15 protein-coding genes are annotated in these 12675 nt (G+C 66.3%); 8 read left to right on the plus strand and 7 right to left on the minus strand.

Annotated features, from left to right (window positions below):
• Positions 1 to 142: 142 nt before the first annotated feature.
• From OHB26_RS38020 to OHB26_RS38035, 4 genes are all read left to right on the plus strand, one after another.
• Positions 143 to 2530 (plus strand): heavy metal translocating P-type ATPase, encoded by a 2388-nt coding sequence (locus OHB26_RS38020; protein WP_330182063.1) that lies wholly within the window; start codon positions 143 to 145, stop codon positions 2528 to 2530.
• Complete coding sequence (locus OHB26_RS38025) at positions 2527 to 3273, plus strand: phosphatase PAP2 family protein (RefSeq protein ID WP_330182064.1); 747 nt, start codon at positions 2527 to 2529, stop codon at positions 3271 to 3273. Before OHB26_RS38020 ends, OHB26_RS38025 begins: the two co-directional genes overlap by 4 nt.
• 146 nt (positions 3274 to 3419) lie before the next feature.
• Positions 3420 to 4124 carry a DUF998 domain-containing protein gene (locus OHB26_RS38030; RefSeq protein WP_330182065.1) on the plus strand — a complete coding sequence of 235 codons (705 nt, stop codon included), beginning with the start codon at positions 3420 to 3422 and terminating at the stop codon, positions 4122 to 4124.
• A complete protein-coding gene (locus tag OHB26_RS38035) occupies positions 4114 to 4572 on the plus strand; it encodes an ATP-binding cassette domain-containing protein (protein WP_330182066.1) in 459 nt (152 codons plus the stop codon). The genes OHB26_RS38030 and OHB26_RS38035 overlap by 11 nt, the downstream gene beginning before the upstream one ends.
• A 148-nt stretch (positions 4573 to 4720) precedes the next feature.
• On the opposite strand, the gene OHB26_RS38040 is transcribed toward OHB26_RS38035, so the two are convergent.
• Genes OHB26_RS38040 through OHB26_RS38050 form a run of 3 tightly spaced genes read right to left on the minus strand, consistent with a single transcriptional unit; the run spans position 4721 to position 6235 of the window.
• Entirely contained in the window at positions 4721 to 5524 is an 804-nt protein-coding gene (locus OHB26_RS38040) for a HEAT repeat domain-containing protein (RefSeq protein WP_330182067.1), read from the minus strand.
• A 38-nt stretch (positions 5525 to 5562) separates the two neighbouring features.
• Positions 5563 to 5868 carry a hypothetical protein gene (locus tag OHB26_RS38045; RefSeq protein WP_330182068.1) on the minus strand — a complete coding sequence of 102 codons (306 nt, stop codon included), beginning with the start codon at positions 5866 to 5868 and terminating at the stop codon, positions 5563 to 5565.
• Positions 5855 to 6235 carry a hypothetical protein gene (locus tag OHB26_RS38050; RefSeq protein ID WP_330182069.1) on the minus strand — a complete coding sequence of 127 codons (381 nt, stop codon included), beginning with the start codon at positions 6233 to 6235 and terminating at the stop codon, positions 5855 to 5857. Before OHB26_RS38050 ends, OHB26_RS38045 begins: the two co-directional genes overlap by 14 nt.
• A gap of 175 nt (positions 6236 to 6410) precedes the next feature.
• On the opposite strand from OHB26_RS38050, the gene OHB26_RS38055 reads away from it, so the two are divergent.
• Both OHB26_RS38055 and OHB26_RS38060 read left to right on the plus strand, forming a co-directional pair.
• Positions 6411 to 7301: a helix-turn-helix domain-containing protein gene (locus tag OHB26_RS38055; RefSeq protein ID WP_330182070.1), complete on the plus strand. Its 891-nt coding sequence runs from the start codon at positions 6411 to 6413 to the stop codon at positions 7299 to 7301.
• Positions 7298 to 7507, plus strand: a complete 210-nt coding sequence (locus OHB26_RS38060; protein WP_330182071.1) for a DUF397 domain-containing protein — start codon at positions 7298 to 7300, stop codon at positions 7505 to 7507. Before OHB26_RS38055 ends, OHB26_RS38060 begins: the two co-directional genes overlap by 4 nt.
• A 20-nt stretch (positions 7508 to 7527) precedes the next feature.
• Here the strand turns inward: OHB26_RS38060 and OHB26_RS38065 are convergent, their stop codons facing one another.
• Positions 7528 to 8001, minus strand: coding sequence for a diadenosine tetraphosphate hydrolase (locus OHB26_RS38065; protein WP_330182072.1), 474 nt, complete (start codon positions 7999 to 8001; stop codon positions 7528 to 7530).
• Positions 8002 to 8126: 125 nt separating this feature from the next.
• Here OHB26_RS38065 and OHB26_RS38070 point away from each other — a divergent pair, with 125 nt between their 5' ends.
• Positions 8127 to 8564, plus strand: a complete 438-nt coding sequence (locus OHB26_RS38070; RefSeq protein WP_330182073.1) for a hypothetical protein — start codon at positions 8127 to 8129, stop codon at positions 8562 to 8564.
• Here OHB26_RS38070 and OHB26_RS38075 read toward each other — a convergent pair.
• Positions 8544 to 9023: a nuclear transport factor 2 family protein gene (locus OHB26_RS38075; RefSeq protein ID WP_330182074.1), complete on the minus strand. Its 480-nt coding sequence runs from the start codon at positions 9021 to 9023 to the stop codon at positions 8544 to 8546. The two genes, OHB26_RS38070 and OHB26_RS38075, sit on opposite strands and share 21 nt — an antisense overlap.
• An 80-nt stretch (positions 9024 to 9103) precedes the next feature.
• Complete coding sequence (locus tag OHB26_RS38080; RefSeq protein ID WP_330182075.1) at positions 9104 to 9742, minus strand: TetR/AcrR family transcriptional regulator; 639 nt, start codon at positions 9740 to 9742, stop codon at positions 9104 to 9106.
• Positions 9743 to 9840: 98 nt separating this feature from the next.
• Between OHB26_RS38080 and OHB26_RS38085 the strand changes: the two genes are divergently transcribed.
• Positions 9841 to 12045 carry an MMPL family transporter gene (locus OHB26_RS38085; RefSeq protein ID WP_330182076.1) on the plus strand — a complete coding sequence of 735 codons (2205 nt, stop codon included), beginning with the start codon at positions 9841 to 9843 and terminating at the stop codon, positions 12043 to 12045.
• 155 nt (positions 12046 to 12200) lie between these two features.
• On the opposite strand, the gene OHB26_RS38090 is transcribed toward OHB26_RS38085, so the two are convergent.
• Positions 12201 to 12503: a hypothetical protein gene (locus OHB26_RS38090; RefSeq protein WP_330182077.1), complete on the minus strand. Its 303-nt coding sequence runs from the start codon at positions 12501 to 12503 to the stop codon at positions 12201 to 12203.
• Positions 12504 to 12675: the final 172 nt, after the last annotated feature.

Consider the following 12675-nt stretch of genomic DNA (forward strand, 5'->3'; position numbering starts at 1 on the left):
TCGCCGAGTCCCCGACCGCTGATCGCGGGTACGGGAAGGGCTAAGGGCACCGGCCGTGAGGACCCCGGCCCCTGCCTTTGTGGCCCGCGTTCCGGTGCACTGGTGTGGATCGTGCCGCGAGCCCGGCCGGAAGGAGCGTGCGATGAGAAGTCAGCCGACAGCCAGGACGCGATCGTGGAAGGCCCGGATCAGCTCATGGTTCGAACCGGTGCTGGTGGGGGTGACCGTGAGCGCGCTGGCGATCGGCGGCGTGCTGTGGGCGTTCGGCGTGCGCGATATCGCCGACGGGTTCTGGATCGCGGCGACCGCCGCGGCTTTCCTTCCGGCGTTGTACTGGATGATCGCCACCCTGGTGAAGGGACGGGCCGGGGTCGATTTGATCGCGGTGTTGTCGCTGGCGGGCACGGTCATGGTCGGGGAGTATCTGGCGGGCGCGTTGATCGCGGTCATGCTGGCCGGTGGACGAGCCCTCGATGCCGCTGCCGAACGCCGTGCCTCCCGGGACTTACGCGCTCTGCTCGAACATGCGCCGCGGTCGGCTCGTCGCCGGATCGGTGACGAGGTGATGGTGATTCCACTCGACCAGGTGACTGTCGGCGACGTGCTCGTGGTCGCGGCCGGGGAGGTGGTGCCCGTCGACGGTAGGATCCTGAATACCGTTGCGGTACTGGATGAGTCGGTGCTGACGGGAGAGCCACTGCAGGTGGAGCGCGGGCCCGGCGACCCGGTGCGCAGCGGTGTGGTCAATGCCGGTGACGCGTTCGAGATGCGGGCCGGTGCCACGGCCGCTGACAGCACCTACGCCGGAATCGTGCGCCTGGCGCAGCAGGCCAATGCGGAGAACGCTCCGGTGGTCCGCCTGGCCGACCGATACGCGGCATGGTTCCTGCCGCTGGCGCTGCTGGTCGCCGGTGGCGCGTACGTGTGGAGCGGCTCGGCGGTACGGGCGGTCGCGGTGCTGGTGGTGGCGACGCCGTGCCCGCTGTTGCTGGCCGCGCCGGTAGCCATCGTGTCCGGGCTGTCGCGGGCCTCGCGGCTGGGTGTGGTGGTGCGCGGCGGCGGTGCGCTGGAAAGCCTCGGTCACGCAACCACTTTGGTGATGGACAAGACAGGAACCCTCACCGCCGGCCGCCCGAAGGTTGTCGACGTGATCGCCGCGCCCGGACGTGAAGCGCCGGAGATGATGCGGCTGGCCGCCTCGGTCGACCAGGTGTCGCCGCACGTGCTGGCCGAAGCGATCGTCACCGAGGCGCTGGCTCGCGGTCTCGCGCTCTCGGCCCCGGCCGAGGTGGCCGAGCAAGCCGGGCGCGGGGTGTCCGGCGTTGTCGACGGCCATCGGGTCGAGGTCGGCAAGCTGCCGGACGGATCCACCGGTGCCGACTGGGCTCGCGCGGTCGTGAACCGGGCGAGCCTGGACAGCGCGGCGATCGCGTGGGTCGTCGTCGACGACGAGCTCGCCGCCGCCGTCCTGCTGCGAGATCCGTTGCGGAGGAACGCGCCTCGCACCATCCGTCGGTTGCGCCAGGCGGGTTTGACACGGCTGGTCATGCTCACCGGCGACCGTCCCGAGCCTGCGCGTGAGGTCGCCACCGTTCTCGGTCTGGACGAGGTGTACGCGGGGCAGAGTCCCGCCGACAAGGTCGAGGCGGTGCGCCGCGAACGCGAATCCGCGGTGACGGTGATGGTCGGCGACGGCGTCAACGACGCACCCGCGCTGGCAGCCGCGTCGGTCGGTGTCGCCATGGGTGCGCGCGGATCGACAGCCTCGTCCGAAGCGGCCGACATCGTGCTGACCACCGACCGTCTCGACCGTCTCGCCGACGCGATGGATACCGCCCGCTGGTCGCGTCGCATCGCTGTGCAGAGTGCGGTGGTCGGCATGGGTTTGTCCCTGGTGGCCATGGTCGTCGCCGCGATCGGCCGGCTGCCGCCCGCCGCCGGTGCGCTGCTGCAGGAGGGCATCGACGTGGCGGTGATCCTCAATGCCTTACGCGCCCTGCGCGGTAATCCCGCGCTGCGCACCGATCTTCCCCCCGACACCGAGGCCCTACTGCACCGCTTCGCCGATGAGCACGAGACCCTGCGCGATACCCTGACCCTGCTGCGCACCGCCGCCGACCGGCTCGCGGACCGGAGCGAGGACGCGGTTGCGTTGTCCGCGGTCGAGGACGCGTACCGATTCCTCACCGGCGAGCTGCGACCGCACGAGCAGGCCGAGGAGACCGAGCTGTATCCCGCACTCGCGGTGCCGCTCGGCAGTGTCGAGGCCACCGCCACCATGAGCCGTACGCACGCGGAGATCGAGCGGCTGACGACGCGTATCGAAACACATCTGCGCTTGGCGCGGATCGCCGGTCGCATCGGCCCCGACCAGACCGACGATCTGCTCGCCTGCCTGTACGGGCTCTACACATTGCTGCAACTGCACTTCCGGCAGGAAGAGGAGAACTACTTCACCCTGGCCGAGGACGAGCGCGAATATGCTTCGGCGGCGGGACAATCCGGCGCGCCTCGGCCGCCACGGCGATGACTCCGCCGTCCGGTGCGGCCGGTCACCATACCGCGCTGGTCACCGTGGCGGTGGGCGCGGTCGCGATGTCGGGGCTGGCGATGGTGTTCGCCGCCATCCTCGACAATGTGGTCGATGGGGACGGAATCGCGGCGATTGACGGTCCATTGACGAGATGGGTTGCCGGACATCGGTATCACGGGCTCACTACGGCGATGATCACGCTCACGCGACTGGGTGACCCGCTCATAATCATCGGCGTCATGGCGGTGGTCGCCGCGGCCGTTGCCGGGCTGACTCGCACGGTCGCGCCCCTCGGCATCGGCATGCTGGGAGTCGCGGGGTTCCTGCTCGCCGTGGTAGCGGTCAAGTTCGCGGTCGGTCGCCCGCGCCCCGAACTGCCGCACCCGGTCGCGGCCGTCGACGGCTCGTCGTTTCCGTCAGGGCACTCCACCGGCGTATGCGTGGTCGCGATCATCAGTGCTTGGCTGCTCACCCGATGGTGCGTCAGATCGCGGGCCGGACAGGTTGCCGTATGGACGATTGCGCTGACAGCCGTTGCGGGGGTGGGCTTTTCCCGCGTCTACCTGGGCGTCCACTACCTCAGCGATGTTCTCGCCGGTTGGGTGCTGGGAGCGTTGTGGGCAGGCGTGGCGATAGGGGCGACTCGACTGTGGGAGGCACGCCCGTCGCCACGATCCCCAGCATTGGCAGTGCGGGGACGCGATGATCAGGGAGCGCCCGGCGGCGACATCGAATCGTAAAGACCTGCACTCGAGTGACTTTCGTCCGGTGTGGGTGCCCTTCCCGCAGTCGATAGTGAAGGGAAACGAGGACCGGAGTCGGAGCCATGACGATACTCACCCGTCGTTCGCCAGGTGTCGGCAGCGCATCCGGGAGCAGTCGTCGATTGCGACTCCTCATTGCCGCGGTACTCGCCGGGGCGGGTCTCGCCTATGCGTTGTGGCTGGTGGAATTCATATTGCCGACACGTCTTTCGCTGATCTCCAGTTTTGTCAGCGAGCACTACGTGGTGTCTCAGCCGTATCACTCGCTTTTCCGTGGTGGAGACGTCGTCGCGGGCATCCTTTATGCGGCGGCGGCCGGTCTGGTGGCCACCGGGCACCACGCGAGTGATCGGCTCGTGGCCGGTACGGCCGCAGCGGCCGCGCTATTCGGTGTGGCGACCTTGACCGACGCCGTGTTCGTACCGGACTGCCTTACCACGGTCGATCCCGTCTGCGAGCGAAGGGAATTCGCCGCGCAAGTGTCCTGGCACCACCTCGCGCATCTGGGAGCGAGCGTGGTTTCCCAGCTTGCCGCCATCACCGCTGTGCTGGCTCTCGAGCGACTGGCAACACGGTCGGGCACCCGCGGCGATCGGATGGCCGCGCGGACGGGGCTGGCTGTCGTCATCGTCGCCGGGCTGGCCTGTGTGGCCGGGTACCCCTTCGGATGGGTAGGTGTCCCGCAGCGGATTCAGTTGGTCGCGTTGAGCGCGATCACGATCGGCGTGGCCTGGCGAATCGCGGCTGCCGATGGTGGCGAGATCCTCACCGGACGAGGACGAAAGGCTCTGCCGGGCGGTGGCGCCGATTGTGACGATGAATCATGACCTCCGATATCGATGCCCGCCCGGCCGCCGAACCGGTGGTGGCCTGCACAGGGCTGACGAAGGATTCGGTGCGGGCCGTGGTGTTTTCGACCTGGACCTCACGGTCGACCGTGGGGAGACGTTCGGTTTCATCGGCCCTAACGGCGCAGGGAAGACGACCACCATTCGGCTGCGGATAGACCTCCCTCGCCCCGATCGGAGGCATGCGAAGATCTTCGGGCTCGACGCCCACACCGACAGTATGGAGATCAAACGCAAGATCGGTTACCTACCCGGCGAATTGGTGCAGTGGCCGCGAGTCAGCGCCCTCCTGGGTGATGCGGCTGTCGCTGTTCGGCGCGACCGGCCACCCCTACCTCCAGGCGGGCTGCTGTTCCTGAGCGCGCTGGCTGCGGCCGGTGTCATCCTCGCCGCGACGAGCGCGACCCGCGCCCGGGCCATCGCCTGATCGCCCGACTACTCGGCAGGATTCCGATCACGACCTGTTCTATGCGGACCACGGATCGGTGAAGTCGTGCGTGTCGAACTGGGAGACCGCCGTGACCTTGCCGGGTGGTCATTGCAGAAGGTCGACAATGGCTATGGCGGTTGGGGTTTCAGGATTCGCGGGCCGCGATTGCGGCTTGGATTCGGCGGAGGGTGCGGAGGGCTTTCTTGGCGGCGACGCTGACTACGCCGTCGAAGACTGTGGTGCCGCGGTCGTGGGCCATCAGGTGTTCCAGGGTGGGGACGGCCTGGTTGTCGCCGGTGGAGCCGAGGGCTACGGCGGCCCAGTAGCGCTGGTCCGGGTCGTCACCGCGGGCGGCTTCACACAGCCTCGGGATGATGTCGGGGGTGAAGGTGGACAGGGCGCTGGCGATATAGCCGATGCGGTAGTAGCGGCGGTGCTGGAATTCTTCCCAGAGTGCGGCCAGGGCCGCATCGCCGCCGATATCGCCGAGAGCCTCGGCGGTGCGTTCGCGCATTCCCTGGATCGGGTCTCGCAGTATGGGGGTGAGGGCGGGGACGATCGATTCGTCGCCGAGGATCCCCAATGCGATCACCGCTTGTTCGCGCGCCATCTCCTGCGGGTGGTTCAGCATCGCGACCAGGCCGGGGACCGCGTCATGGAAACCTAGAGCGGCGCAACCCATTGCGGCCCAGGCCTGGCAGTTGTACCTGGTATCGGATAGTGAGGCGAGCAGTGGTGCGCGCAGGCTGTCGTCACCGAAGACCTCGGTGCGGTTCAGTGCCAGGCTGTACAGCGAGCGGTGATAGTCGGGGTAGTCGCGGACGAGTGCGCGCAGCACCTCTCGGGCGGATGTGTCGCCGTCGGCGGCCCGATCGAGCAGGAGGCGCAGATTCTCCTTACGGGTTTCGAGATCACCGTCGAGGAGGAGTCGCGCATCAGCTGGGTTCACCGCCCAACGGTACCTGGTGATGATCTTGTCCCCCGACGTCAATTCGCGTGCACGGTGTGACGGCCGATGACATCGGCCACCAGCCGCCTGGCGCTGCCGGGTGCACAGGGTTCAGCGCCGTCGAAGATCGCGTCCAAGATGTCGGCCCGATCGAGCGTAGCGGGATAGCGATGCGCCGCGCGGGCGCTCACGATGACCGCGTGCAAGACGATCGCGTAGATCCGCGAGCGTGGCACGGTCAGTCGCCAGCCGTGCAGTTCGCGTTCGCGCAGCTGGGCTTCGACGGTATCGAGAACGTCAGCGATCACCTGGCGTTCGATCTGGTCACGGTCATCGCAGGGCATGGCGACCACCCAAAAACAGTGCGCCATAACCGAATACCGCGATCCGCAGCAGAGTGAACAGACTCGTCCGCGCCGCCGCCGGGCGAGCCGCGCGTGGATCGAGCACCATCCGCCCGGCCGATACCAGGGCATTGCGCGCCCGCCACCGCACTTGGCAAGTGGCAACACCACATTCGAGGTGCAACTGCATCGCGGTGTGCGCCTGCGCGGCGGTCAATTCGCCGGGATCGGCGTAGCACGACCACAATCCGCGCACCGAATACCCGACACTGCTCGATTCAGCCGGTGCGCGCTCGGCGGCGGCCCGCTTCTCGCGGTCGATGCGCTCGATGATCGCCTGCACCGACCATTGGTTGTCTCTGGACATTGTGCTGACCTCTCTGATCGTGGCCGTGATGCCAGCACACCACCCATAACCTGCGCATACAGTGAAAACTGAAGCTTCAGATTGAAGTTCTTCAAAAGGCCATGACCGGCCTCAGATCTGCGGTACATATGGCTTCAACTTCCACGCACCGTCAGCTTCATTTCCGGGAGACCCCATGAGTGACACTGGCAATCAACCCTCGACCCTCCCCCGACGCCAACTCGGCCGGTTTCTACGCGAAGCCCGCGAAGCGCTCGGACTGACGCAGAAAATCGCGGCCGAAATGGTCGAGCTCAGCGAACCGGGGCTGCAACGTATCGAAGCCGGGCGAGTGAAGAAAGTCCGAGTCCGCGATGTTCAGGCCCTGTGCGAAATCTACGAAATCAGCGCCGAAGACACCCAGAGAGCGGTCGAACTGGCCGAACAGGCCAAGGTCACCAGTTGGTACCACGCGTTCGGCGGCCTGTTCAACGACACCTTCAATATGTATGTCGGCCTGGAAGCCTCAGCGCAACAGCTGATTTCATACCACGAGCACGTTCCCGGCCTGCTGCAAACCGCGGACTACGCGCGGGCGCTGATCAGCGCCTTCTTCCGAGACGACAGCCGCGACGACATCGAACGACGCGTCGAACTCAGGATGAAGCGTCAGGCGATCGTCACCCGCAAGACCCGACCTTTGAAACTCGATGTGCTCCTTCATGAATCGGCCCTGCATCGGGTAATCGGCGACCGGAAGATCATGGCGGCCCAGCTCGCACACCTCGCGGAGATCAGCAAGCTGAGCAACGTATCGGTGCGCATCCATCCTTTCTCGGCAGGATGCACGTGGGGACTACTGCACGGCCCCTTCGTCATTCTCGACTTCGGCACCGATGCCAAAGGTGGCCCCATCGAGCCACCGGTGGTCTATCACGAGATCCAGATGAGCAACGATGTCTACTTGGAGAAGCCCGCCGATCTGCGGCGCTACCATGAACTCGTTGCGGCCCTGCGTGCTACGGCCCTCGACGAGGACACCACACGAGACCTGTTCCGGCGGGCAACAAGGAGTTACGAACGGTGAAGATCGACCTATCCGCGGCGAACTGGTTCAAGAGCAGTCACAGCGAAAGCAGCGGAGCATGCGTCGAAGTCGCGTGGCTGCCGGAAGATACCGTCGGAGTGCGGGATTCGAAGAACCCGACCGGACCCGCGCTGGTCTTCGCACCCGGCGACTGGGATGACTTCACCGGCGCTATCGTCCGCGGAGATTTCAACCGCCTCGTTTGATCCGATGCCCGCCGAGGGCGTCACCCGTCGAGGCGCGCCAGTTCCTCGGTGATAGTCCGACGAATCGGATGATGTTGCGGGCCAAGGGCATAGCGTGGGTCGGTCCACGATTCGGCCGGGTACAGCCAGACCGGTCCGATCACCCGCTCTGCGGGCTCCCACTCGTATCGCGGCCAAATGTGCGCATGCAGGAAGGGATGGGTATTTCCCAGGATCTCGAGGTTCACCCGGCGGAACGCGGGGTCGAGGCGGCGGCACGCGCGCTCCACCGCCTCCCCCAGACAGTCCATCGCGGCCAGGAAGGCCGTTCGTTCACCTTTTCGGAGATCCGAAAGCCGTTCCGCCGCTGGATCATCGGTAAGCAGCAGGGAGTATCCGGGTAGGAACTGCGTATCCCCGATCACCGCGAATCCGGCCTGGAACCGCCGCATCACGGTGGGGTTCTCACCCCGCAGCGCGCTCCCGATCCGATCCGCCCGCCACCGTTCGCCCATACTGCCAAGGTACCGACGCGGATCACGCGACGACCGCGATGATCGCAACACACTGAACACCGTGATCGACATTCGGCGACGAAAATGGCGAGGGTTCAGGGTGTTCCACCGGTTAGAGTCGGCCGGTGCATACCGTCGAATTCCGGATCGAGCGTGCCGAACTCGCGATCGCGGAGACCGATATCGTCCTCGTATACATCGACGGGGTCGAACTCCGCGATCTGGTTCGCCCGGTCGAGGGCCCGTTCGCGGCGGCCGAGGACAGCCCGGATCTCGCGGCCTCGTACGCCGGACTGGTTGCGGCCGAGGTCGCCTGGCCGAGCCGCCATTTCCTGGGCGACTCCGCGGAGACCTGGGTGGCCGACGGCGAACTGATCATCCTTGGCTGCACCTGTGGCATCGCCGGGTGCTGGCCATTGTCCGCGAGCCTCGAACTGACTCCGGAAACCGTGGTGTGGCAGGACTTCCGCAACGGACACCGAGATTGGGATCTCTCCGCCTTGGGACCGTTCGTCTTCGACCGGACGCAATACGAGGCGGCGTTACGAGCGACCGAGCGCTGAGAGATCCGACCGCGCGGTGCCCAGTTCGGCGGGAGCCGCATCCGTCCGATCCGGCTCGAGCGTGGCGAGAACCGCGGCGGTGTCGAGGTAGAAGGGGCGGAAGGCGGTGATCAGGCCGTCATGGAACGTAATCCATTGGATCAGTTCGGTTTCCAGGGTGCGGCCCGTCACGCGGGAGGTCAGGCGACCTCGGCTGTGGACGGCGACCGTATCGGCATCGGATACGAAACGCTGATCGAGGAATTCGAGGTCGGCCCAGGTGGCGGCGAACGCGCGGAGGAACCCCGCGAAGCCGAGGGGTCCGTGCCAGTCGCCGCCGTAGGGCAGGACCGAGGCTTGGGACATCAGGACGTTCGGGGCCAGGTGGGCAAGCATGGCATCGAGGTCGGCGTCACCTCGGACATAAGCGGCCTCGGCCGCGTAGAACTTGTGCAGGATGGTGAGCGGGTCGGCGGGCATGAGTCGATACTCGCGGTGATGCCGCGCGAGTTCCGGCGGGAATCGGCCGTTGCGGTTCGGATTCGCGATGGTAGCCGGGCTCAGGCCAATTGCGCGTCGAACAGCGGTTGCAGGGAGGCGAGCATGTACCGCTCCCCCTGCTCCGCGCCACCGGCCACCCGCCCGCTCATGGCCAATGCGACGAAGCCATGCAGGTACGCCCACATGGTGTGCACGGCCGCGGCAGGATCACGTAGTCGGCGACCCTGTTCGGCCGCAATGGATTCGAGCACCGCATGGAAGACCATGAAGCCGCGCGACACCTCGGGCGGCATATCGGCACCGTCGAACGAGACGCCCGCCTGACCGTTCATGGCCTGGTACAGCTCGGGCGCGCCGAAGGCGAAACTCCAGAAGGCGGTGGCCAGCGCGGCCAGGCGGGAGTCGACCGGTTCGGCCATGGTGGCTTCGATCCGGTCGGTGATATCCCGGAAACCGATGCACATCACCTCCGAGACGAGCGCGTCCTTCCCGGAGAAGTACTGGTAGATCACCGGTGAGGTGTATTCGATCCGATCCGCGATGCGCCGGATCGTCACCGCCTGCCAGCCCTGCTCCGCCGCGATGCCCCGCGCCGTATCCAGCAACAGGTTTCGCATCTGCTCGCGCTCACGCTCGCGCCGCCGCCCGCTCGGGCTGCTCGCGCCCCCGGTATCTCGCCGCACAGCTCCTCCGTCCATTGACAACAGCTTACTGACAGCGGTTGACTGTCTATCACTGATAGATCAATGACGATCGTTAGTTCATCTACTGCTGATCGAAGTCAGACAGGCGGGGCATGTTCACTCATTTGGGCCTTTTCATCGTTCGGCGAACCAGACTCGTCCTGCTGCTGTCGGCGGTGATCGCCGTCGCGGCCATGGCCTTGGCGGGCACCGCCTTCGGCAAGCTGGAGAACGGCGGTTTCACGCCCGACAACGCGGAATCCACTCGGGCACAACAACTCATCGATCAACACCTGGATGGCAATCCGAATCTGTTGCTGCTCATCGACACTCGATCCGGGAATGTCGACGACCCCGCGGTGGTAGCCGCGGCGGACCGGCTCACCACCGCCCTCGGGCAGCGGCCGGAGATACGAAATATCCAGTCCTACTGGACAACCGGGGCAGCGACGCTGAAATCGCAGGACGCCCGCTACGGACTGATCTCCGCCTTCGTCAGTGGTGACGAGACCGCCAGCGCCAAAACGGTCGCCGCGGTGGTGAAGGACGATCTCGGCAAGGCCGGTACCGCGGTCACCGTACGCGCGGCCGGAGCGCTCGCGGTGAACAACGACATCGATACCGCGGTGATGGAGGGCCTGGTACTGGCCGAATCCATCGCGCTGCCCCTGACTCTCATACTGCTGCTCGCCATTTTCGGCAGTGTCATGTCGGCGGTGCTGCCACTAGTCATCGCCCTGCTGGCCATCGCGGGCACCTTCGCCGAACTGTCACTGCTGGCCGAGGTAACGCCGGTGAGCATCTTCGCCACCAACCTCATCACCGCCCTGGCGCTCGGCCTGGCCATCGATTACGCACTGCTGACCGTGAGTCGCTTCCGCGAGGAGCTGGCGCGCGGCATCAGCACCGAGGACGCGGTGTCGAACACCATCCGAACCGCCGGGCGCACCATCGTTTTCAGCGCCACCACCGTCGCGGCCGCGCTCTCGGCGGTGCTGGTCTTCCAATCCACCTTCCTGCGCTCACTCGCATTGGCGGGCATCGGCGTCACGGTCATCGCCGCCGCAGCGGCCACGATCCTCCTGCCAGCACTGCTGGCCGTCCTCGGACCGCGTATCGACGCCGGGCGAATTCCCTTCGTACACAGCACGCGATCGCAGCGCTCGCGAACCTGGGGCAGGCTCGCGGCCGCCGTCATGCGGCGTCCGGTGGTCACCGCCATTCCGGTGCTGGCCATCCTGCTGCTGGCCGCCGCGCCGATAGCGCACATCGAATACGCGACGGTCGACGATCGTTCCCTGCCGACCACCACGGACAGCCGTATCGCCCTCGATGTGCTGCGCACCGAGTTCGGCGGGGACAGCACCGCGACCATGGACATTGTCACCACCGCACCGGTCTCCACCGCGTCCATCGGGCATTACGCGAAACAACTCTCGATGCTGCCAGGGGTGAGCCGAGTCGACAGTCCCGCAGGGGTTTTCGCCGCGGGCAAGGTGACCGGCCTGTCGCAGCGGCGGCTCACCGCCTCCGGCGCACAGGAGATCGTCCTGACACTGAATGCCGATATCCACCCCGAATCGGCGACCGCCCAGGATCTGGTGCGCGCGGTGCGCGCCACCCCCACCCCGGATGCCATGCGCTTCCTGGTCGGCGGCACCACCGCCACCCTGGTCGACACCAAGCACGCCATCGCCACCCGCCTGCCATGGGCACTGCTGCTGCTCACGGTGACGACCTTCATCGTGCTGTTCCTGTTCACCGGCAGCGTTGTGCAGCCGCTGCGGGCACTGCTGCTCAATCTGATCGGCTTGTCCGCGACCTTCGGTGTGATGATCCTGATCTTCCAGCAGGGTCACGGCAGCGGGCTGCTCGACATCACACCCCGCCCGCTCGATCTGTCCATGCCGGTGTTGTTGCTCTGCATAGCATTCGGGCTCTCGATGGATTATGAGGTATTCCTGATCAGCCGGATCAAGGAGCTGCACGACGCCGGAGCCGATACCCGTGAAGCGGTGATCGAGGGCCTGGGCCGCACCGGCCGGATCATCTCCGCCGCAGCGATTCTCATCGCGATCAGCTTCTTCGCCTTCGCGGTGAGCCCGGTGAGCTTCGCCAAGTTCTTCGGCCTGGCGGCGGGTGTCGCCGTCCTGCTGGACGCGACGGTCATGCGCGGCATCCTGGTTCCGGTCAGCTTCCGCCTACTCGGCGAACGAGCTTGGTACGCACCGCAATTCCTGAAGCGGCTGCACCGGCGGGTCGGCGTATACGAAACGGATCCCGGGGTGCGCCGGACCGCCAAGATCGAAGCGTCTTAGCTTCGACTTCTCACCGAGGGATTTGTCAACGGTCTCCGTACTCAGCACCGCCGTCGTCTACGGCACGGATGTCTTCTGCGCGATCGTGCTCCGTTCAACCCTCGCGGCGGTCGATGACAGCACGCCGGTCCAGACCATGGGCAACGTGCGTCGCATCACGGCTGAAAGACCTCGTCGATACCGCCTGCGGTGAGCACCCGTGCGGTCCACAATCGCAGCAGCTCCGTGTCCGCCGTGCGGACGGTAGCGGCGATCCCCGCCGACAACTCCCCGTACTTCAAGGTCAATTGCTCCAGGAGTGCCTCAGCGCGGCCTTCCGTGCGGCCCTCCGTGCGGCCTTCCGCGCGGAGTCGTTGCGCGGTTGTCATGATGACCTCCTTGGCGAGGGGACCGAGCCGATCGATGACCGGCCCCAGATCAGCGCAGCTGGTTTCACCGACACTAAGAATGTACGTCACCACGCACTCCAGGTCATCGATGCCGCCCGGGCCCGCCAATACTGCCCGCAGGTCGTCCAGCAGCGGCAGCAGCTGCCTCTCGATATGCCGATTCCCGGGGGCGCTCTGAACGAGCTGCCTACCAACAGGGGAAGGCCCCGAGTCGAATTCGACTCGGGGCCTTCCCTTTACA

It is taken from the genome of Nocardia sp. NBC_01503 (assembly GCF_036327755.1).
Lineage (GTDB): Bacteria > Actinomycetota > Actinomycetes > Mycobacteriales > Mycobacteriaceae > Nocardia.